Annotated in this window: 20 protein-coding genes; 7 read left to right on the top strand and 13 right to left on the bottom strand. The window is 64.1% G+C overall.

Features of this window, described 5'->3' with window-relative positions; genetic code table 11:
• Positions 1 to 7 precede the first annotated feature (7 nt).
• The 9 genes from lpdA to HUK72_RS00920 form a co-directional block, all read right to left on the bottom strand.
• Complete coding sequence (lpdA, locus tag HUK72_RS00960) at positions 8 to 1,408, bottom strand: dihydrolipoyl dehydrogenase (protein WP_176595124.1); 1,401 nt, start codon at positions 1,406 to 1,408, stop codon at positions 8 to 10.
• A gap of 18 nt (positions 1,409 to 1,426) precedes the next feature.
• A complete protein-coding gene (locus tag HUK72_RS00955; protein WP_176595123.1) occupies positions 1,427 to 1,921 on the bottom strand; it encodes a YfbM family protein in 495 nt (164 codons plus the stop codon).
• Between the two features lie 14 nt (positions 1,922 to 1,935).
• Positions 1,936 to 3,183 (bottom strand): 2-oxoglutarate dehydrogenase complex dihydrolipoyllysine-residue succinyltransferase, encoded by a 1,248-nt coding sequence (gene odhB / locus HUK72_RS00950; protein ID WP_176595122.1) that lies wholly within the window; start codon positions 3,181 to 3,183, stop codon positions 1,936 to 1,938.
• An 8-nt stretch (positions 3,184 to 3,191) separates the two neighbouring features.
• The gene (locus HUK72_RS00945; RefSeq protein ID WP_176595121.1) at positions 3,192 to 6,002 is read right to left on the bottom strand and encodes a 2-oxoglutarate dehydrogenase E1 component; all 2,811 of its coding nucleotides are present in this window, start codon (positions 6,000 to 6,002) and stop codon (positions 3,192 to 3,194) included.
• A gap of 87 nt (positions 6,003 to 6,089) precedes the next feature.
• On the bottom strand, positions 6,090 to 6,974 hold the full coding sequence (gene sucD / locus HUK72_RS00940; RefSeq protein ID WP_046764645.1) for a succinate--CoA ligase subunit alpha: 885 nt from the start codon (positions 6,972 to 6,974) through the stop codon (positions 6,090 to 6,092).
• A 104-nt stretch (positions 6,975 to 7,078) separates the two neighbouring features.
• Positions 7,079 to 8,041, bottom strand: a complete 963-nt coding sequence (mdh, locus tag HUK72_RS00935) for a malate dehydrogenase (RefSeq protein WP_176595120.1) — start codon at positions 8,039 to 8,041, stop codon at positions 7,079 to 7,081.
• A gap of 339 nt (positions 8,042 to 8,380) precedes the next feature.
• Positions 8,381 to 9,493 carry a cell division protein ZapE gene (gene zapE / locus HUK72_RS00930; RefSeq protein ID WP_176595119.1) on the bottom strand — a complete coding sequence of 371 codons (1,113 nt, stop codon included), beginning with the start codon at positions 9,491 to 9,493 and terminating at the stop codon, positions 8,381 to 8,383.
• On the bottom strand, positions 9,490 to 9,936 hold the full coding sequence (locus HUK72_RS00925; RefSeq protein ID WP_176597681.1) for a PaaI family thioesterase: 447 nt from the start codon (positions 9,934 to 9,936) through the stop codon (positions 9,490 to 9,492). The genes zapE and HUK72_RS00925 overlap by 4 nt, the downstream gene beginning before the upstream one ends.
• Before the next feature lie 34 nt (positions 9,937 to 9,970).
• Positions 9,971 to 10,759, bottom strand: a complete 789-nt coding sequence (locus tag HUK72_RS00920) for a succinate dehydrogenase iron-sulfur subunit (RefSeq protein WP_046764649.1) — start codon at positions 10,757 to 10,759, stop codon at positions 9,971 to 9,973.
• Between the two features lie 153 nt (positions 10,760 to 10,912).
• Here HUK72_RS00920 and HUK72_RS00915 point away from each other — a divergent pair, with 153 nt between their 5' ends.
• Genes HUK72_RS00915 through HUK72_RS00905 form a run of 3 tightly spaced genes read left to right on the top strand, consistent with a single transcriptional unit; the run spans position 10,913 to position 13,520 of the window.
• Entirely contained in the window at positions 10,913 to 12,004 is a 1,092-nt protein-coding gene (locus HUK72_RS00915; RefSeq protein WP_176595118.1) for a glycosyl transferase, read from the top strand.
• Entirely contained in the window at positions 12,001 to 13,095 is a 1,095-nt protein-coding gene (locus tag HUK72_RS00910) for a CDP-alcohol phosphatidyltransferase family protein (RefSeq protein ID WP_176595117.1), read from the top strand. The genes HUK72_RS00915 and HUK72_RS00910 overlap by 4 nt, the downstream gene beginning before the upstream one ends.
• Positions 13,092 to 13,520 (top strand): HIT family protein, encoded by a 429-nt coding sequence (locus HUK72_RS00905; RefSeq protein WP_176595116.1) that lies wholly within the window; start codon positions 13,092 to 13,094, stop codon positions 13,518 to 13,520. The genes HUK72_RS00910 and HUK72_RS00905 overlap by 4 nt, the downstream gene beginning before the upstream one ends.
• Here HUK72_RS00905 and HUK72_RS00900 read toward each other — a convergent pair.
• Positions 13,508 to 14,275, bottom strand: coding sequence for a sugar phosphate nucleotidyltransferase (locus tag HUK72_RS00900; RefSeq protein WP_176595115.1), 768 nt, complete (start codon positions 14,273 to 14,275; stop codon positions 13,508 to 13,510). The two genes, HUK72_RS00905 and HUK72_RS00900, sit on opposite strands and share 13 nt — an antisense overlap.
• A 113-nt stretch (positions 14,276 to 14,388) precedes the next feature.
• Between HUK72_RS00900 and HUK72_RS00895 the strand changes: the two genes are divergently transcribed.
• The gene (locus HUK72_RS00895) at positions 14,389 to 15,714 is read left to right on the top strand and encodes a lipopolysaccharide biosynthesis protein (RefSeq protein WP_176595114.1); all 1,326 of its coding nucleotides are present in this window, start codon (positions 14,389 to 14,391) and stop codon (positions 15,712 to 15,714) included.
• Between the two features lie 133 nt (positions 15,715 to 15,847).
• Here the strand turns inward: HUK72_RS00895 and HUK72_RS00890 are convergent, their stop codons facing one another.
• Genes HUK72_RS00890 through HUK72_RS00880 form a run of 3 tightly spaced genes read right to left on the bottom strand, consistent with a single transcriptional unit; the run spans position 15,848 to position 18,113 of the window.
• Positions 15,848 to 16,024, bottom strand: coding sequence for a DUF1508 domain-containing protein (locus HUK72_RS00890; RefSeq protein ID WP_176595113.1), 177 nt, complete (start codon positions 16,022 to 16,024; stop codon positions 15,848 to 15,850).
• A gap of 23 nt (positions 16,025 to 16,047) precedes the next feature.
• Positions 16,048 to 17,151 (bottom strand): FAD-binding oxidoreductase, encoded by a 1,104-nt coding sequence (locus HUK72_RS00885; protein WP_176595112.1) that lies wholly within the window; start codon positions 17,149 to 17,151, stop codon positions 16,048 to 16,050.
• Positions 17,148 to 18,113, bottom strand: a complete 966-nt coding sequence (locus tag HUK72_RS00880; protein ID WP_176595111.1) for an alpha/beta fold hydrolase — start codon at positions 18,111 to 18,113, stop codon at positions 17,148 to 17,150. The genes HUK72_RS00885 and HUK72_RS00880 overlap by 4 nt, the downstream gene beginning before the upstream one ends.
• Before the next feature lie 42 nt (positions 18,114 to 18,155).
• On the opposite strand from HUK72_RS00880, the gene HUK72_RS00875 reads away from it, so the two are divergent.
• Genes HUK72_RS00875 through HUK72_RS00865 form a run of 3 tightly spaced genes read left to right on the top strand, consistent with a single transcriptional unit; the run spans position 18,156 to position 21,201 of the window.
• Positions 18,156 to 18,629 carry a prepilin peptidase gene (locus HUK72_RS00875; RefSeq protein ID WP_176597680.1) on the top strand — a complete coding sequence of 158 codons (474 nt, stop codon included), beginning with the start codon at positions 18,156 to 18,158 and terminating at the stop codon, positions 18,627 to 18,629.
• A 51-nt stretch (positions 18,630 to 18,680) separates the two neighbouring features.
• Positions 18,681 to 19,700, top strand: a complete 1,020-nt coding sequence (cpaB, locus tag HUK72_RS00870) for a Flp pilus assembly protein CpaB (protein ID WP_176595110.1) — start codon at positions 18,681 to 18,683, stop codon at positions 19,698 to 19,700.
• A gap of 1 nt (position 19,701) precedes the next feature.
• Entirely contained in the window at positions 19,702 to 21,201 is a 1,500-nt protein-coding gene (locus tag HUK72_RS00865) for a type II and III secretion system protein family protein (RefSeq protein WP_176595109.1), read from the top strand.
• Positions 21,202 to 21,214: the final 13 nt, after the last annotated feature.

Genomic DNA, 21,214 nt, shown 5'->3' with positions numbered 1-21,214 from the left:
AAACCGATCACATATGGATCGGCTTGCCCGTCACGGCCATAGCCGCTTCCTTGATCGCCTCGCTATGCGTCGGGTGGGCGTGGCAGGTATAGGCGATATCCTCGCTCGACGCGCCGAATTCCATCGCCTGCGCCGCCTGCGCGATCATCGTGCCGGCAACCGAGGCGATGATCCAGACGCCCAGCACCTTGTCGGTTTCCGCGTCCGCGATCACCTTCACGAAGCCGTCCGGCTCATGGTTGGTCTTGGCGCGGCTGTTCGCCATCATCGGGAATTTGCCGACCTTGATCGCGCCCTTTTCCTTGGCGGCCTCTTCGGTCAGGCCCACACCCGCGATCTCCGGCTTGGTATAGACCACCGACGGGATCACGTCATGGTTCACGATGCCGGTCAGGCCCGCAATATTCTCGGCCACGGCAATGCCTTCATCCTCAGCTTTGTGCGCCAGCATCGGACCCGGAATGACGTCACCGATCGCCCAGACGCCGGGAACCTTGGTCGCGAAATCATGATCGGTTTCGATCTGACCGCGGGCGTTGAGCTCCAGACCGATCTTGTCGAGACCCAGGCCCTCGGTGTTCGGACGGCGGCCGATCGACACCAGCACGACATCGGCCTCGACCTTCTCCGCCGCACCGCCCGCAGCCGGTTCGACAGTCAGGGTCACGCCCTTCTTGCCGACTTCCGCGCCCGTGACCTTCGTGCCGAGCTTGTACTCGAAGCCCTGCTTCTTGAAGATCTTGTTCGCTTCCTTGCGGACTTCGCCGTCCATGCCGGGCAGGATCTGGTCGAGAAACTCGACCACCGTGACCTTCGCACCGACGCGGCGCCACACCGAACCCAGTTCAAGCCCGATGACGCCGCCGCCGACGACGACCAGATGGCCGGGAACCTTGTCCAGCTCCAGCGCGCCGGTCGAATCGACGATCTTGCCGCCCGCATTGTCGACCTCGACGCCCGGCAGCGGGGTCACCGACGAACCGGTGGCGATGACGATGTTCTTCGCCGTCACCGTCTTGCCCGCGACTTGCACGGTATTGGCGCCGGTGAAGGTCGCGAGACCCTTCAGCCAGTCGACCTTGTTCTTCTTGAACAGATACTCGATGCCGCCGGTCAGGCCCTTCACCGCTTCCTTGCGCTGGCCCTGCATGGTGTCGAGGTCCAAGCTCATCTTGTCGATCTTGACGCCCAGCTTGGCGAGCGCGCCGTTGGCGGCTTCCTCATATAGTTCCGAGGCGTGTAGCAGCGCCTTGGACGGGATGCAGCCGACATTGAGGCAGGTGCCGCCCAGCGTCTCGCGGCTTTCGGCGCATGCGGTCTTGAGGCCAAGCTGCGCGGCGCGGATCGCCGCGACATAGCCGCCGGGACCGGCGCCGATAACCAGAACGTCATAATCGAAGTCTGCCATTTTACTCTACCTTCGGGTTTAACGTAGCGCACCAACGATATAAGCGCCGCTTTGCGATGCTTGGATGACGAGCCGGCGAAGGCTCGGTAGCCCTTGAAGAACATAGGGTAGCGCTTCTGCGCCTTCATCCTCAAACACATCGCTCAGATAAATTTGCTCAGCACTCATGCGTTCAGGATTATACCGAGCAGCAATCTCTTCGTCCGATATTTGGGACAATGTGCTCGCGAAGACACTTACGCGATCTGGTTCCGCCAGCCAAAATCCGCCAAAGCCGTTTTCGTCGGTGCCAAATAACTCAGCATCGCCAGCGACAAGCAGATTCAGAGGATGATCGGTCGAGCCAATTTCGCCGGTAAGCATGAAATGCAAAGCATGCCACGCCTTGTCGAAATCGACTAATCGACCGTCCTCGATCTCTGGGAAAAGAAAATCATCTATGGTGGACGGATGCTTCCGAATTGCCGCCACCTCTTCGGTGGACGCTTGTCGAAGATACGCAACCATCCCCATGGAATGCTTCTCCTTTACAGGTCGATCAGCAGGCGGGTCGGGTCCTCGATCGCGTTCTTGACCGCGACGAGGAATGTCACTGCCTCGCGACCATCGATCAGGCGATGGTCATAGCTGAGCGCGAGATACATCATCGGGCGGATGACGATCTGACCGTCGCGGACGACCGGACGGTCCTCGATGCGGTGCAGGCCCAGCACCGCCGACTGCGGCGGGTTGATGATCGGGCTCGACAATAGCGAGCCGAAGACGCCGCCATTGGAGATGGTGAAGGTGCCGCCCTTCATATCTTCCATGGTCAGTGTGCCTTCCTTGGCCTTCTTGCCAAAGCCGCCGATCGTCTTTTCGATGTCCGCGACGCTCAGGCTCTCGGCATTGCGGATCACCGGCACGACCAGACCGTTCGGGGCCGACACGGCGACCGAGATGTCGGCAAAATCGTTATAGACGATCTCGTCGCCCTCGATCTGCGCGTTGACGCCCGGAATGTCGCGCAGCGCCATGCAGACGGCCTTGGTGAAGAAGCCCATGAAGCCCAGGCGGACGCCATGCTTCTTCTCGAACAGGTCCTTATATTTGGCGCGCGCCTCGATGACGTTGGTCATGTCGACGTCGTTGTAGGTGGTCAGCAGCGCGGCGTTGTTCTGCGCTTCCTTCAGCCGCTTGGCGACGGTCTGGCGCAGGCGGGTCATCTTGACGCGTTCCTGCGCGCGGCTGGGACCGGCGGTCGGGGCAGCGGCGGCGGGCGCAGCGGCAGCGGCCGAAGCGGCGGCCTTGGCGGTACCGGCAGCAGCAGCGGCCACGACGTCATCCTTGGTCAGACGGCCGTCCTTGCCGGTGCCCTTGATCTTGCTCGGGTCAAGGCCATGTTCCAGCACCAGACGGCGAACCGCCGGCGACAGGGTCAGATTGCCGCCTTCCTCCTCATCGGAAGCGACAGGCGCCGCAACCGAAGCCGCTGGCACCGTTGCAGCAGCCTCCGCCTTGGCGGCGGGCGCTGCGGCAGGAGCGGCCGCAGCGCCCGCGCCCGCATTCACATAGGCCAGCAGCGCGCCGACCTGAACCGTGTCGCCTTCCTTGGCAACGATGTCGCCCAGCACGCCCGCAACCGGCGCGGGCACGTCGACCGCGACCTTGTCGGTTTCCAGGGACACGATGGGCTCGTCGGCCTTCACGGCCTCACCGGGCTTCTTGAGCCACTGACCAACGGTTGCTTCGGTAACGGATTCGCCCAGCGTGGGGACTTTGACTTCGGTGGCCATGAGCTTGTTCAGCCTTTCTTCTGGCGACGGATTTCTTCACGGACGCTGTGACCCAGCGCATCGGCAACAAGGGCGCCCTGTTCGGCCACATGGCGCTTGGCGAGGCCCGTTGCGGGCGACGCCGAGGCCTTGCGACCGGCATAGCGGGCGCGCATCGGCGCCTTGCCGGCCTGGGCCAGCGCTTCCTCGATATAAGGCTCCACGAAGAACCAGGCGCCGTTGTTGCGCGGTTCCTCCTGACACCAGACGACATGCTCCAGCTTCGTCATGCGCTCGATGCGCTTGGCAAGAGCCTCGGTCGCGAACGGGTAGATCTGTTCGATGCGAACGATCTGCACGTCCGTGTCGCCAGCGGCGTCCCGGGCTTCCATCAGGTCGTAGAAGACCTTGCCGGAACATAGAACCAGCCGCCTGGTATCCTGGTCGGGCGCCGCATTGGGGTCCGACAGGATGCGCTTGAAGTGCGTTTCGCCCAGGAAGTCCTCAGCCTTGCTGACCGCCGACTTGTGACGCAGCAGCGACTTGGGCGCCATGATGATCAGCGGCTTGCGGAAGGGCCGCAGCATCTGACGGCGCAGGACGTGGAAATAATTGGCCGGGGTCGTGATGTTCGCGACCTGGATATTTCCTTCCGCGCAAAGCTGGAGATAACGCTCCAGACGGGCCGAGCTATGTTCCGGACCCTGCCCTTCATAGCCATGCGGCAGCAGGCAGACGAGGCCGTTGGACCGTAGCCACTTGGTCTCCGACGACGCGATATACTGGTCGAAGATGATCTGCGCGCCATTGGCGAAGTCACCGAACTGGGCTTCCCACAGCACGAGGCTCTTCGGGTCCGCCAGCGCGAAGCCATATTCGAAGCCGAGCACGCCATATTCGGAGAGCGGCGAGTCCAGCACCTCGAAACGGCCATGCGGCACGGTCGAGAGCGGGATGTACTTGTTCTCCGTATCCTGATCGGTCCAGACGGCGTGACGCTGGCTGAAGGTGCCGCGCCCGGAGTCCTGACCCGACAGGCGGACGCCATAGCCTTCCGACAGCAGCGAACCGAAGGCCAGCGCCTCACCGGTCGCCCAGTCGAAATTCTCGCCCGACTTGAACATCTCCGCCTTGGCGTCGATCACGCGCTTCAACGTCTTGTGGACGTTATGCCCTTCGGGGATGGTCGTCAGCGTCTTGCCCAGGCTGTCGAACAGCTTCTGGCTGATCGCGGACTCGACGCTCTGGCGGGTGGTTTCGGCGTCGGCGGGCTTGTGCAGGCCCGACCAGCGACCGGCGAACCAGTCGGCCTTGTTCGGCTTGTAGCTTTTCGCCGCCTCGAACTCTTCCTCCAGATGATTGACGAAATCGCCCGTCACTTGGCTGACGAAATCGTCGTCGACCACGCCTTCAGCCTTCAACCGCGCCGAATAGACGTCGCTGACCGGCGGATGCTGGCGGATCTTCGCGTACATTTGCGGTTGGGTGAAGGACGGCTCGTCGCCTTCATTATGACCAAAGCGGCGATAGCACCACATGTCGATCACGATGTCGCGGTGGAAGGTCTGGCGATATTCCATCGCCAGCTTGCACGCGAAGGTAACCGCTTCCGGATCGTCGCCGTTGATGTGCAGGATCGGCGCCTGAACGCCCTTCGCGACATCGCTGGGATAGGGCGACCCGCGCGAGAATTGCGGCGAGGTCGTGAAACCGATCTGGTTGTTGACGATGAAGTGGATGCAACCGCCGGTATTGTAACCGGAAACGCCCGAGAAGCCGAGGCATTCCCAAACGATGCCCTGGCCGGCGAAAGCCGCGTCGCCATGGATCAGCACGGGCAGAACCTGCTCATGCTTGGTCAGGTCGTCACGGAAAGTCTGCTGCGCGCGGACCTTGCCCAGCACCACCGGATCGACGGTTTCAAGGTGCGAGGGGTTGGGAACCAGCGACATGTGAACCTTGACGCCGTCAAATTCCCGGTCGGTCGAAGTGCCGAGGTGATATTTCACGTCGCCCGAACCGCCGACATCTTCGGGATTGGCGGTACCGCCCGAAAATTCGTGGAAGATGACGCGAAAGCCCTTGGCCATCACATTGGCGAGCACGTTCAGGCGGCCGCGATGGGCCATGCCGTAGACGATCTCGCGAACGCCCTGCGCGCCGCCATATTTGATGATGGCTTCGAGCGCGGGAATCATCGATTCGCCGCCGTCCAGTCCGAAGCGTTTGGTGCCGACATATTTGCGGCCCAGGAACTTCTCATATTGTTCGGCGTGGATCACCTTGGACAGGATCGCCTTCTTGCCTTCCGGCGTGAAGTGGATTTCCTTGTCCTTGCCCTCCAGGCGATCCTGCAGGAAGCGGCGCTCCTCCACATCAGCGATGTGCATATATTCCAGGCCGACATTGCCGCAATAATTGGTGCGCAGGATCGCCACGATCTCGCGAACGGTCGCATATTGCAAGCCCAGCGTGCCGCCCAGATAGACCTTCTTATCCAGATCGGTCAGGCCGTGATATTCCGGCGTCAAGTCGGCCGGCAGGTCGCGTTGGGTCAGCCCCAGCGGGTCGAGATTGGCAGCCAGATGACCACGTACGCGATATGTGCGGATCAGCATCTGCGCGCGGATTGCATCGTCGGCCGCGCTGACGGCATCAGCGTCCGAAACCGCCTTGCCGTTGGCCTTGGCGGCGGCCTTCACGGCCACCTGCATCTGCGTGGGGTCAAGCGCCCCGGTCAGGTCGTCGGTGTCGATCGGCGGCCAGTTGGTGCGCGCCCAGCTCGGTCCGCGCTCAATCTCCCCGACCCCTTCAAAAACTTCCTGGTTCTCGTAACCCATTTTTCTCGTCCCATGCCAACCGCGTGCAGTCGCGGGTGCGGGGTAACAGATGGCCGGGGTGCAGCCCGGCCATCTCTCATGGCTGGATCAGCCCTTCAGCACTTCCAGCAGGGTCGTGCCGAGTTCCGACGGGCTGGCAGCGACCTTGATGCCGGCCGCTTCCATCGCCGCGATCTTGCTCTCGGCGTCGCCCTTACCGCCCGACACGATCGCGCCGGCATGGCCCATGCGGCGGCCCGGAGGCGCCGTGCGGCCCGCGATGAAGCCGGCCATCGGCTTCTTGCGGCCCTTCTTCGCTTCGTCGATCAGGAACTGGGCAGCTTGCTCTTCCGCGTCACCGCCGATTTCACCGATCATGATGATCGATTCGGTGGCGTCGTCAGCCAGGAACAGTTCCAGCACGTCGATGAAGTTGGTGCCGTTAACCGGATCGCCGCCGATGCCGACAGCGGTGGTCTGGCCCAAGCCCGCATTGGTGGTCTGGAACACGGCTTCATAGGTCAGCGTGCCCGAACGCGACACGACGCCGACCGAACCCTTGGAGAAGATGTTGCCGGGCATGATGCCGATCTTGCATTCGCCGGGCGTCAGCAGGCCGGGGCAGTTCGGGCCGATCAGGCGCGACTTGCTGCCCGACAGGGAGCGCTTCACCTTCACCATGTCCAGCACCGGAATGCCTTCGGTGATGCAGACGATCAGCGGGATTTCGGCGTCGATCGCTTCCAGGATCGAGTCGGCTGCGAACGGCGGCGGAACATAGATGACCGAAGCGTCGGCGCCGGTCTTCGACTTGGCTTCCGCGACGGTGTCGAACATGGGCAGACCGATATGGGTCGTGCCGCCCTTGCCGGGCGTGACGCCGCCGACCATCTGCGTGCCATAGGCCAAGGCGGTTTCGGTGTGGAAGGTACCGGTGGCACCGGTCATACCCTGGGTGATGACCTTGGTGTTCTTGTTCACCAGAATGGACATGTCAGTCCCTTTATCTTCTGTGGACGTGGCACTTTGGGTCTAAAAGCAGCCCGCCCCAGGCTGCGCACTTACCTGGAGCGGGCTGGTGCAGCTCTTGAAAAGGCTCAGGCGAGCGAAGGGTCGATGCCCTTGCAGGCTTCCAGCAATTCCTTGACGGCGTCGACTGACACCTGAAGGTTCGCCTTGGCCTCGTCGTCCAGCGCGATCTCGACGACCTGCTCGACGCCGTCCTTGCCGATGATCACGGGCACGCCGACATAGAGATTGTCGACGCCATATTGGCCGGTCAGGTTCGCGGCGCAGGGCAGCAGGCGCTTCTTGTCGCCCAGATAGGCTTCAGCCATGGCGATCGCGCTGGTGGCGGGGGCGTAGAAGGCCGAACCGGTCTTGAGCAGCGCGACGATCTCGCCGCCGCCCGAACGGGTGCGCTGGACGATGGCGTCGATGCGCTCCTTGGTGGAACGGCCCTGCTTGATGAGGTCGGGAACCGGGATGCCCGCGACGGTCGAATATTCGATCACCGGGACCATCGTGTCGCCATGACCGCCGAGCACAAAGCTGGTGACGTCCTTGGCCGACACGTTGAATTCTTCCGCCAGGAAATGGTTGAAGCGCGACGAGTCGAGCACGCCCGCCATGCCGACGACCTTGTTGTGCGGCAGGCCGGAAAATTCGCGCAGCGCCCACACCATCGCGTCGAGCGGGTTGGTGATGCAGATGACGAAGGCGTTGGGCGCGTTGGCGGCGATGCCCTCACCCACGGCCTTCATGACCTTGAGGTTGATGCCGAGCAGATCGTCGCGGCTCATGCCCGGCTTGCGGGCGATGCCGGCGGTGACGATGATGACGTCCGCACCCGCAATATCGGCATAATCGTTGGAACCGGTGATCTTGGCGTCGAAACCTTCGACCGAAGCGCACTGCGACAGGTCGAGCGCCTTGCCCTGCGGCACGCCTTCCACGACGTCGAAGAGAACGATGTCGCCAAGGCCCTTGAGGGCCGCGAGATGCGCGAGGGTGCCACCGATATTACCAGCGCCGATAAGCGCGATCTTCTTACGGGCCATATGCAATCATCCTCCAAGGCATGAAAACCGGAATTGCAGAGCGCTTAGGCCTATCTCGCCCAGGTTTCAACCGCGCATAAGCACCAGTTCCAAATTATCTTTGCAATTCATTCGCAATTGCGTTAACGACCGTTTCGCCCCTGTCGCCTACGCGCTCCTACCCTGGCGCATGGCCCTTCCCCACAGCGGCCACCTGCCGCACGCCTCCCTCACGGGGAGCGTGCGGGCCTTCTTTTCCTGATAATAGAGCCCTGTGCCGATGAGATGGAAGCACGGCTGTGCTTAAACAGAATTAAGTCTGGACTGTTACGGCAGGAACGAATGTGCCGCGGCACGAGATTATTTCTCGCCGTGGCCCAAGGCCAGATAGTCGTCCGACTGCATCTCCATCAGGCGCGAGACGGTGCGCTCGAACTCGAAGGCGCCGTCGCCCACCGGATAGAGGATGGCGGGCTCCGCATCGGCGGAGGCGAGCAGCTTCACCTTATATTCGTAAAGCGCGTCGATCAGCGTCACGAAGCGCGCCGCCTCATTGCGCTTTTCCGGCCCCAGCACCGGGATGCCGACAAGGATGACGGTATGATATTTGCGGGCGATCGCCAGATAATCCGGCGCGCCTCGCGCTTCGGCGCAGAGGCGCTTGAAGGAGAAGACGGCCACGCCCTTCAGGCTCTTGGGCACATGCAGCGTGCGGCCGCCCTGCACCTTGATGTCTTCGGCGGGAACTTTCGCGCGATCCTCGACCGGATAGTCGGTCAGGCGGAAAAAGGCTTCGGACAGCGCCTTGGTCGCCGCCGGACCATTGGGCGCGTGCCAAAGCTCGGCATCGCCCAGGCGATCGCGCCGGTAGTCGGTCGGCCCGTTCAGCGTCATGACGTCCAACTTCGCCTTGATGAGATCGATAAAAGGCAGGAAAAGCTGACGGTTGAGGCCGTTCTTGTAGAGTTCGTCCGGCTCGCGGTTGGAGGTGGTGACGATCGTCACCCGCTTTTCCAGCAAACCCGTGAACAGCCGCGACATGATGGCGGCGTCGGCCATATTGTTGACGACCATCTCGTCGAAACAAAGCAGCCGCGCTTCCTCCGCCAGCGACTCGACCACCGGCGGGATGGGATCGCCCGTCTCCGACTTGCGCGCTTCGGCCAGCCGGGCGTGCACGTCGAGCATGAACTCATGGAAATGGGCACGCTTCTTGCGCTGGACGTGCACCGTATCAAAGAACAGGTCCATCAGCATCGATTTGCCGCGTCCGACGCCGCCCCACATATAAAGGCCGCGCGGCGGCTCCGGCGCCTTGCGCAGCAGCTTCCACAGGGTCGAACCGCGCGGGGGCGCGGCCTCCAACTCCTGTTGCAGACGGTCAAGCCGCTCCGCCGCGGCCCGCTGATCGGGATCGGGCCGCAATTCGCCCGCCGCGACGAGCGCGTCATATCGGGCGATGACGCCGGTCATTTCGGATCGGGCTTTTGCGGCGCAGGCGCCTTGCGCACGGTCGCGGTCGACGCCGCGATCAGATTGCCATCCTGCGCGATGGTCAGGCGCAGGAACATGAGCCGCCCCGTCTCCCGCAGCAATTCGACCTCCGCGCACAGGGTCGGACCAATTTTCCCGGAACCGCAATATTGCATGCCAAGGTCAACGGTCACCGCCGCCGCCTGTTCCGGCCGGCCCATGGCCGCCAAGGCCGCGAAATAGGCGTGATCGGCAAATCCGGCGAGAAAGCCGCCATGCAGCGCCCCCAGCCGGTTGGCGTGCGACGGCAGGCTTTCCAGCATGACCGTCGCCCTGCCCGCTGCATCGCTGCGCGAATAGCTGGTGCCGATGGCCGAGTCGAGGAACGTTCCCGGCACCGTGTCGGTCCAGGACAGCCAGCCAGCCCATGGCCCATCGACCACGGGGCTCAGATGACCCGCTCCGTCGCTCACCCTATCAGAGCTGCCGCTCGACCATCATCTTCTTGGTTTCCGCGATCGCCTTGGCCGGGCTCAGACCCTTGGGGCAGACGTTCGCGCAGTTCATGATGGTGTGGCAGCGATAGAGGCGGAAGGGATCTTCCAATTCGTCCAGACGCTCGCCGGTATATTCGTCGCGGCTGTCGGCCAACCAGCGATAGGCCTGCAACAAGATCGCCGGACCCAGGAACTTGTCGCTGTTCCACCAGTAGCTGGGGCAGCTCGTCGAGCAGCAGGCGCACAGGATGCACTCATAAAGCCCGTCCAGCTTCTCACGGTCGGCGGGCGACTGAAGCCGCTCCTTGCCGCTGGGCGCGGGGCTGACGGTTTGCAGCCAGGGCTTGATCGAATTGTACTGGGCGTAGAAATGCGTGAAATCAGGCACCAGATCCTTGATCACATCCATATGCGGCAGCGGCGTCACGCGCACTTCCTTGCCCGAACATTCCTCGATCGAGGTGGTGCAGGCCAGGCCGTTGCGGCCGTTCATGTTCATCGAGCAGGAACCGCAAATGCCCTCGCGGCAGGAACGGCGGAAGGTCAGCGTCGGATCATATTCATTCTTGATCTTCAGCAGCGCGTCCAGAACCATCGGGCCGCAATTGTCGAGATCGATCTCGAACGTGTCGTAGCGCGGGTTCTGGCCGGAGTCGGGGTCGTAGCGATAGACCTTGAAGCTCTTGACGTTGGTGGCGCCGTCAGGCGCCTTGTGGGTTACGCCCTTGGCGCTGATCTTGCTGTTCTTGGGCAACGCAAATTCGGCCATTGCTCGTCACGCCTCTTCGGATGATCCTTCAGTCGGCGTTGCGCATAACAAAAAATCTGCAAAGGTCCAGCACTGACGCAATGCAAAAACGGGCTTGCTTGATTTGAAGCCGTTTCTGTCGTTACGGCGCAGCACATCCTGGAGAGCCCGCCTTTGCCGACCGACATAGCCTTTCTGGCCATTGCCGAAGCCCATCAAATCTACCACTGGCTGCCCGCTGCGCTTGCGTTGTCGCGCCGGGCAGGGGTCAAGGTGCATGTGCTTTCGCCATCCGCCAGCATTCTGGACCTGGCGGCGAGCTACGATCCTGACGGAGCGCTCCACCTCGTGCGCCTGCGCCGTCCACCCTTCCCGCCCGACTCGCTGTTCCGGCAGCCTTCGCGGCTTTTGACGCTGGCGCTCAACTATTCGACCATCCGCCGCTATCCCTTGCTGGTCACGACCGAGATATCGAGCGGCTGGTTGCGCAAGGTGCCGGGTTTTTCCTCGCGCATGGCGCTCATCAAACATGGCGCGGGCGACCGCGAGGGCGGCTACAAGGCGCGCCATGCCGCCTTCGACCTGACCCTGGTGGGTGGAGAAAAGGACCGGCGGCGCATGATCGGCCGGGGTCTTTGCACGCCGGAGAATTGCGCCGTCGGCGGCTATGCCAAGTTCGAGCTGAAGGCGCCGCGACAGCGTTTCTTCGACAATGACCGGCCGGTGCTGCTCTACATTCCCCATTTCGATGCAAAGCTTTCGTCATGGGTGCGGCATGGACAGGAGGTGCTCGCCACGCTGGAGGCGCTGGAGGGCTGGAACGTCATCATCGCCCCGCATACCAAGCTCGGCGCCCGCGCCGCTCCCATCCGGACCACTGCCCCGCATATCCGCGTCGACATGGGCAGCCGTCATTCGATCGACATGAGCTACACGATGAGCGCGGACGTCTATCTGGGTGACGTGTCGAGCCAGGTCTACGAGTTCCTCCTGGAACCTCGCCCATGCATCTTCCTGAACCTCGAACAGTGCGACTGGCGCGGCGATGAGACCTTCGCGCACTGGCGGCTGGGACAGGTGGTCGAAGACATCGCAGCCCTGCCCGAAGCGCTTCATCGCGCCGCGGGCTTGCAAGCGGCGTTCGTTGATGCTCAGGAAGCGGCCATGTCCGATTCCATCGACCTATCCCCTATTCCCGCCTCCGAACGGCAGGCCGACCTCATTCTGGATTTCGCCCGCAAGTCCGGGAGGACGGACGCCCGATGACGCAGACGATCACGACCGGTCTGGGGCCAGTGCGGCTGCTGGGCGACAATGCGACCCGCATATGGGGCATGTCCAATGCCGAGCGCTGCCGCCGCATGGCCGAAAGCGCCGCGAAGAATGGCAGCGCATTGGCGGACGGCCATGAACTGCTGTTCAACCTGAGCTACGCCTTCGATCCGATGCTGCTGCGGCTGGTGCTGGAGGAGCCGGGCACGGTGTTCGCCTGGGGTATTACGCCGATTGTCGGGCAGGTGCCGACGAACGGCGATCCGCTGAGCGCGGCGCTTGTCGTCGACCTGTCCGACGGGCGAAAGCTTTACAACCGGCAGCTCCGCAAGCTGGAGCAACCCTTCGTCCGGGAACTGACCCCCGCGACCCGGCGCGGCATCGAGCGGCAAAGCTATTTCGGCGCCTATAAGGGCGTCACCGACCTGCTGACCAAATATCTCTGGCCCGAACTGGCGCTGTGGCTGACGCGGCTGGCCGCCTCCATCGGCATGACGCCCAATATGGTGACGGCCATCGGCGCGACGCTGTGCGTGCTGGCGACCTGGTTCTTCGCCCAGGGGCTTTACTGGACCGGCATACTCGCCGGCTTCGTCTTCATGGTGCTGGATACGGTGGACGGGAAGCTCGCCCGCTGCACCATCACCTCCTCCAAATGGGGCAATGTCGCGGACCATGGCGTCGACCTGATCCATCCGCCCTTCTGGTGGTATTTCTGGGGCGTCGGGCTGTCGGCCTGGGGGCTGGCGCTGTCGACGCAGACTTTCGCGCTGGTGATGGCGGCGGTGATCGCGGGCTATGTGCTCCAGCGGCTGATCGAGGGGATGTTCATCAAGGATTTTGGCATGGACATCCATGTCTGGGGCCGGTTCGATAGCTGGTTCCGGCTGATCACCGCGCGGCGCAATCCGAATATGGTGATCCTGTTCGTGGCGCTGCTGGCCGGGCGGCCGGACATCGGGTTGATCGCGCTCGCATGGTGGACGATCATCTCGCTGGGCGTCCATGCGGTGCGGCTGATGCAGGCCTATGGCGTGAAGCGCTCCGGGCGGCCCATCGTCAGTTGGATGGAGGCAAGGGCATGAACGCGACCATCGAGAAATTCGGCTACCCCGCGACCCTGATCGCGGAGTTCGCGCATTGGCTGGTGTTGCTGCGCCCCGCCCAGCCGACGCTCGGATCGCTGGTGCTGGCGGCGAAGTCCGATGCCACGGCCTTTGGCGACCTGCCGGCGGAAGCGCATGCCGAACTGGCGGTTGCCACCAAGGCAATCGAAAGCGCGCTGGCTCAGGCAGTCGGCTACCAGAAGATCAATTATCTGATGCTGATGATGGTGGACCCGCATGTCCATTTCCATGTGCTGCCCCGCCATGAGGGCAGCCGCGAGCATGCGGGCCTTGCGATAGCGGACGCCGGATGGCCGGGGCAGCCCGACCTGGGCAGCGCGGTGAAGCTCGACCCTGATCAGATCGCCGCGCTGACGGGCTGGCTCAGGCCTTATTTCGCGTAGCGCCCCTCGGCCAGCCAGCGGGCGGTGAGCGTTTTCGCCGCCTCGACATCCTGCGGGAAGTCGACTTCCTGCCAGTCCAGCCCCTCGATGGAGACGGTGCCGACGCGGTTGCCCTTGGCGATGATGTCGATGGCGCGCAAATACCAGCGCTCCACCCCTTCGGGGGTGCGCATCATCTGGTCGATCTGGTTGCGGAAGATCGCCGGTCCCTCATCCCGGAAAGCCAGCATGCCGATGGATTCGGCATTGGTGTCGTGCGGCAGCAGCCGCTTGCCGATGGCGTGGAGGCGGCCGCTCTCATCCCGGTTCACCTTCATGTCGTCATCGTCATAGTCGCCGGGCTTGACGTCCACGGTGACGGTGATGGCGTCCTCCGCCCCCGCGATCAGCTTCGCCACGATCTCGTCCGAGACGATGGTGTCGCCGTTCAGGATGATGAAGTCGCGATCCATCTCTTCCCGCACGATCCAGCAGGTGCCGAGGTTGTCCGCCACCTGGAAGAAGGGATTGAACACGGTGCGGATGCGCGCGCCGGTGTCGCGATAGAGTTGCAGCGCATGATCTTCGACCCGTTCGGTGCGGAAGCCGGTGACGACGACGATGTCGGTCACGCCATTGGCCACCAGCGCGGCGACCTGCCAACTGATGAGGGTGCGGCCGTTGAAGTCGATCATGCATTTGGGCACGTCGCGGGTCAGCGGAAGCAGGCGCGAACCCTGGCCTGCGGAAAGGATGATGGCTTTCGAAATGGTCATGGGCGGGGGCATTAAAGCAAAGACAGGCGGATGGACAGGGTGTGTTGCATCACACCCGGCCCAATCCTAGATAGGCGCGCGCCCCAGCGAAGGCGTTGCATCGAAAGGCCGGAATGCCAGTGGACAGCAAGCGCGGATCGGGTGGCGCTCAGGAAGGCTTCGCCCGCATTCTGGCGAATACCGGCTGGCTGCTGGGCGGCAAGGGCGTGGGCGCGGTTCTGAGCCTTGCCTATCTGGCCATCGTCACGCGGACGCTGGGCGTCGCGGATTTCGGCCGGTTCGCGCTGGTGCTGAGCGCCGCCAACGTCATCAAGACGCTGGTCAGCTTCGACAGTTGGCAGATCGTCGTGCGCTACGGCCAGCCGCATCTGGCGTCCGGCGACAGCAATGCGCTGAACCGGGTGCTGCGCTTCTGCATCCTGATCGACCTGGGTTCCGCCGTGGCGGGGGGGCTGATCGCGGCCTTCATCATCCTCGCCTTCGGGCCGCTGATGGAATTGTCGGCGGGCATGGGGTGGCAGGCCTGGATCTTCTGCATGGTGATGATGATCACCATCCGCTCCAGCCCGACCGGCGTGCTGCGGCTGTTCGACAGATTCGATTCGGGCGCCTTTGCCGAAACCATGATCCCGGTCGGGCGGATGATCGGCGCGGGGCTGGCCTGGGTGCTGATGCCCGACGTCACCGGCTTCCTGATCGCCTGGGGCGCGGCGGAACTGCTGTGCGCGATCAGCTATTGGTGGCTGGCGCTGCGGGTCGGGGGGGAGAAGCTGGGGAGCTGGCGGGCGGGCCGGGCACTGGACGCGCGGGCGGAAAATCCCGGCATCGTCGGCTTCCTCACCGCCACCAATTTGCAGACGACGCTATCCTCGGTGGGTCAGCAGGTGGCCGTGCTGGTGGTCGGCCTGTTCGTGGGTCCGGCCGGAGCGGGGCTGTACCGGCTCGCCAACCAGCTCGCCAATTCGCTGACCAAGATTTCCAGCCTGCTCTCGCGCAGCATCTTCGTGGAATTGAGCCGCACCCATTCGAGCCATGGTCACGAGGCGCTGGGGACGCTGTTCCGGCGGACGAACCGGCTGGCGATGATCGCGGGCGCGGTGATCATCGCCCTGATCCTGACCATCGGCCATCCGCTGCTGGGATTGATCGCGGGCCAGGCATTTCTGCCCGCCTATCCGCTGCTGCTGTTGCTGGGCATTGCGGCCTGCATCGATCTGGTCGGGGTGAGCTATCGCCCGCTGCTGATGGCGACCGACCGGGCGAGCCTTTCGCTGCGCATCACGTTGATTTCGACGACGCTGCTGCTGGGGATGCAGGCGGCGTTGCTGCCGATCTATGGGACGGTCGGGGCGGCGAGCGCGAATATCGTCGCGTCGGTCGTGGGCTTTGCGATGATGGGGCTGGCGAGCCGGAGAGCCGTGGAACGGCGTGCCGAATGATCGGCGTTTCTACCGAGGATGGAGATAAGGGCAGCCGGAAGAAATGGGGGCAAGCGTTGCGCATTCCCCTCCACCATGCTTCGCATGGTCCCCCTCCCCATGCGTGCATGGGGAGGATTAACTTAGGGCTGGGTTACTCGGCTTCTTCGATCGGCGCGGCGGGGCCGTTCTTCAGGATCGATTCGATCGCGTTCTTCGCGCCGGCCTTGTTGGTATAGCCTTCGGTCCAGAAGATCGTTTCGCTATTATATTTGAACTTCGCGACGAACTCGCCGGCCTTGTTCTTCTCGATCACGAACTTGTGCGCCATGGTAGACCTCCAGACTTGTCACGTTACCGAAACCGCGACGGAGAATAAGGACGCGCATCGATGCTGGCAACCGCTTGCGGCGGCGCTTCGCCACTGATGAGACCGGCAGCCAGCAAAGCCGCGGCGGGAGAGGTCTGGATACCGAATCCTCCCTGCCCCGCGAACCAGAAAAAGCCCCGCGCCGCCGGATCGAACCCATAGATCGGCGCCCGGTCGCGGGAGAAGCTGCGCAGCCCCGCCCATTTGCGCTCCACCGCCTCGACCGGCCAATCGACCACCGCCTCGAACCGCGCAATCGCCTCCGCCACGGCCAGTTCCTCGGGCGCGGCGTCGCAGGGGAGCGAGGGTTCCTCATCATGGGGCGTGAGCCAGACGCGCCCCTCCCCCTCGGGCTTGAAATAAAATTGCGAGGCAAGGTCCATGACCAGCGGCAGATCGGCCGAGGGCATGGCGGGCACGCGCAATTGCACCACCGTCCGCCGCAGCGGCAGGATGCCGATAGGCTCCACCCCGCAGGCTCTGGCGACATGATCCGCCCAGGCGCCCGCCGCATTGACGATCAGGCCGCAGTCGATCGCGCCCGCATCCGTCTCGATCCGCCAGCCATCGTCCAGCGCCCTGGCCCGCCGCAACGCCGTCGCCAGCCGTACCTCGCCGCCCAAGCGCCGGAACTGCCGCAGCCAGGCCTGATGCAGCGCCGCCACATCGATGTCGCACACGCCCGGCTCCAGCACGCCCAGCGTCCATTCCGGCCGCAGCCCCGGCACCAGCGCCGCCGGATCGACGGCGTGCAAGGCGACCTTGCCGCCAAATTCCTCCAGCAGCCGGTCGCGCGCCGCCGCATCCTTTGTCCGCCCGACATGCAAGGTCCGGCGCGGCGACAGGAAGGAAGCCTCGGAAAAATCAGGATCGGGAGCGGCCAGCATCGGCCCCGACGCGGTGGTCAGCGGCTGGACCGCCAGTCCGCCATAGGTTTCCTCCCAGAAGGAGACCGCCCGCCCCGTGGCGTGATAACCCGCGCTGGCCTCCATCTCCAGCAGCAGCACGCGCGCCTGCCCCGCCAGCACCGTGCCAAGGCTCGCCCCGGCGATCCCGCCGCCGACGATGACGATATCAGGCCGGTTCATCGGGGCGCGGCTTCATCCAGAAAGCCGTCGATCCGCGCCAGCGCGTCCAGCCGCACCGGGTCCAGCTCCCGCAATATTTCATGCGCGGCCTCCCGCCCATAAACGTGCAGCCGCGCGCCCGGCACCCGCGCCGCCGCCCGCCTGATGGCCGGAGTCGAAACCAGTTGGTCGTTCCGCGCCGCCAGGATCAGCAGTGGTAGGCTTATCCGCTCCAGCCCCGGCTGCGTTGCCAGCCTGTGCGTCGAGGAGAGCGCCTGCTCCACCCATTTCCAGCTCGGCGGGCCCAGCGCCACGTCGCGGCTATGGTCGCGCCACCAGAGTTCATCGGCATAGCGCTCCGGATCATGGGTCAGCCGCTTCTGCCGCATGTGCCGTTGCCGTTCCGACTCCTCCTTCTGCGTCCAGGCCTGCTTCCGGTCGAAGCCCAGGGCGCACATGGTTTCGGCAATCGCCACCGCCAGCCAACGGGGCAAGGGCGCGCTGTGCACCCCCATCATCGGCGCGACCGTTACGGCGGCATCAGGGGCCATCATCCCCTCGGCCAGCGCTCGCAACAGCAAATGCCCGCCCATGCTGTGCGCGACGATCACTGCCGGTCCTTGCCCTTCCGCCCGCCAGTCCCCGACGAAAGCGTTGAGGTCAGCGATCCACTGGCCGAAATCCTCGATATGCCCGCAGAGCGGATCGTCGGTCAGCCGCCCCGACCCGCCCTGGCCGCGCCAGTCGAAGCTGGTGACGGCCCAGCCGCGTCCGGCCCAATGGTGGATCACTTCGAGATATTTCTCGATCATGTCGCCCCGGCCGCCCAGCACCAGCATGCGGCCGCGCTTGCCATCGCCCAATCGGTAGCGCCGCAGCGGCCAGCCGTCGGAAGCGCTCCAATAATCCAGCCGCCCGTCCATCGGCCAGGCACGGCGGTCAAACAGGGCGGGAACGAAGCGGGGCGAATCCATCGGCGGCATGGTTACGCTTTGGTAAGCCATCGGGTCTACAGTTTCGAACCCATGATGGGGGATATTTTCAGAATGGCGCTGATCGGCGCCCTGGCACTGCTGCTGATCGTGGCTTCGGTCACCGATTTGCGGTCACGGATCATCTCCAACCGGCTGAACCTGACGGTGGCCGCGCTGGCGCCGCTCTGGTGGATTGCCTGCGGCCTGCCGCTCTGGCCGGGCATGGCGGTGCAATTGCTGGCGGGACTGATCGTTTTCATCCTCTTCGCCTTGCTTTTCGCCATGGGCGCGATGGGCGGCGGCGACGTGAAGCTGCTGGGCGCGCTGGCGCTATGGTTCCCGTGGCAGGCGACCCTGTCGATGCTGATGCTGATGGCGGTGCTGGGGGGCATCGTCACCATCGTGACCGTCGTGCACCATCGCATGACCCGGCGGCTGGGTCAGCCGCAAATCCCCTATGGCATTGCCATATCGGTCGCGGCGCTTTGGCTGCTTGGCGAACGATATATTAACCAATTTGCGTGAAACAAAGGGGCTCAGGCGCAACTCGTCTGATTGAGGGAGGCGAATTTCATCATGGATGCCAAGAAGATCGTGCTGCTGGTGGGGGCGCTTATCATAGCGGTCACTACAGCCTTGCTTGCACGCAACATGCTGAGTTCGTCCGGCTCTCCGCAGGCAGGCGCATCGTCCATGCCGGTCGAGGCGGACCAGCCCCATGTGCTGGTCGCGACCAAGGCGCTGCCGGTGGGCACCATATTGGACGCGGAGAGCTTCCGCTTCCAGCCCTGGCCCAAGGATCTCATCGAACAGGCCTATTATCTGAAGGGCCAGTCCGACCCGCAGAAGCTGGTGGGCAGCGTCATCCGCACCGCCATCTCCGCCGGCCAGCCGATGACGCTGGGTTCGGTGATCAAGCCGGGTGAGCGCGGCTTCCTGGCCGCCGCCCTCGGGCCGGGCATGCGCGCCGTGACCGTGCCTGTGTCGGCGCAGAATTCGGTCGCGGGCTTCGTCTTCCCGGGCGACCGCGTCGACCTGATGCTGACGCAGAGCGTCAGCGGCGGCGGCGACGGCGAACCGCTCAAGGTTTCCGAAACCATCCTGCGCAATCTGCGCGTGCTCGCCACCGACCAGCGCATGGATGCGCTGGGCGCCGACGGCAAGCCGGTGGTTCAGACCTATTCCAACGTCACCATCGAAGTGACGCCCAAGATCGCGGAGAAGATCGCCGTGGCGCAGACCATCGGCTCGCTCTCGCTCTCGCTGCGTTCGCTGGCCGACAATAGTTCGGAACTGGACGCGGCCATCGCGGGCAGCGATGTCGACCTGTCCGCCGCCAGCAATCCCAATGCGGAAAAGAAGCTGCTCGCCAGCCTTTCGACCCGTCCGGTCGACAAGGGCGGCACCTATTCCACCGGCGCCGACGTCTCGCGCTACCAGCGCAGCAGCGTCCCCGCCAAGCCTTTGCAGGCCATGGGCGCGGGCGGTGCTCCGGCCATGGGCGTGCCCATCGGCGGCAGCATCGCCGGCCAGGGCCCAGTGATCCGCGTCGCTCGCGGAACCAGTGTGACCGTCGTTCCGGTCGGGGGGAAGTAAGATGAAGGGGTTCAACATTCACTCCGGCGCGGCCAGGCCGCTGCTTGGCCCGGCCGTCGCGCTCGGCCTGGCGGTCGCCGCCGCCGCTGCGCCCACCACCGCACTCAACGCCGCGCCCGCCGCCATGCAGGACAATGCGATCCTGCTGTCTGTGGGCGGCAGCAAGGTCATCAACCTGTCGGCCAAGATGTCGGACGTGGTGATCGCTAATCCCAATATCGTCGACGTTCATGTCCGGTCGCAGAACCAGCTCTACCTGATCGCGAAGGCTCCGGGCGAAACCACCGTGTTCGTGACCGCGACCAACGGCAAGGTGCTGTTTTCCGGCACGGTGCGCGTCGGCAACAACCTGACCAGCGTCGATGAGATGCTGAAGCTGGCGATGCCGAACGCCGACATCGCGGTCAACAAGATGAACGGCATGGTCCTGCTGACCGGCACCATCGCCGCGCCGGAAGACGCGGCGGAGGCGGAACGGCTGACCCAAGCCTTCGTCGGCAAGGACGTGACGGTAGTGAGCCGCCTGCGCACCGCCACCCCCCTTCAGGTCAATCTGCAGGTCAAGATTGCCGAAGTGTCCCGCGACATCGGGCACAAAATCGGCATGAACTGGAAATCGCAGGACTCCACCGGCGGCAAATGGGCGGGCGGCATCGGCGGCGGCACGCGCGACGCCCTCACCTTCAACGCTGGCGGAGGGGGAACGTTCAACTTCACCGCGGATGGCGGTTACAGCCTGGGCGGCGTCGCACGCGTGCTGGGCATCGATGTCGGCGCCGTGCTGGACCTCGCGGAATCAAGCGGTCTCGCCACCACCCTCGCCCAGCCCAACCTGACCTCTCTGTCGGGTGAAACCGCCAGCTTCCTGGCAGGCGGCGAATATCCCTATACCGTCAGCAACGGCACGCAGGGCAACAGCATCGAATTCAAGCAATATGGCGTACAACTGGCCTTCACGCCGACCGTGCTGGCCGACGGCCGCATTTCCCTTCGGGTTCGCCCGACCGTATCGAGCCTCGATTTCTCGGTCGATTCCAGCGTTCCCGCGCTCAAGAGCCGCACCGCCGAAACCACGGTCGAGCTGGGTTCGGGCCAGGCCTTCATGATTGCGGGCCTGCTCAACAACGACACCGCCAACAATATCAACAAGGTTCCCGGCATCGGCAACTTGCCGATCCTGGGCAGCCTGTTCAAGTCGCGCAATTTCCAGCGGCACGAAACGGAATTGGTCATCGTCGTCACCCCCTATCTGGTGAAGCCGATCAACGCATCCGACGTGCGCCTGCCGACTGACGGCTTCCGCAACGCCAATGAGGGCCAGGGCCTGTTTCTGCAGCAGATGCATGACGGCGTCAGCGGCGCCCGATCGCCCATGCCGAGCCGTGCGCCGGGCGCTCCGGTCCCCGCGCCGGGTCCGCAGGCATCGGCCGCGCTGCCGCCCGTCGCTTCCCGAGACTCCGGCAAGCGTTCGAAGGACGCCGCGCCGGGCTTCAGCTTCTGATCGGAAGGACGAA

Origin of the sequence: Sphingobium sp. 15-1 (assembly GCF_013375535.1) — a bacterium.
Lineage (GTDB): Bacteria > Pseudomonadota > Alphaproteobacteria > Sphingomonadales > Sphingomonadaceae > Sphingobium > Sphingobium aromaticivastans.
This window is presented reverse-complemented; position numbering and strand designations above follow the sequence as displayed.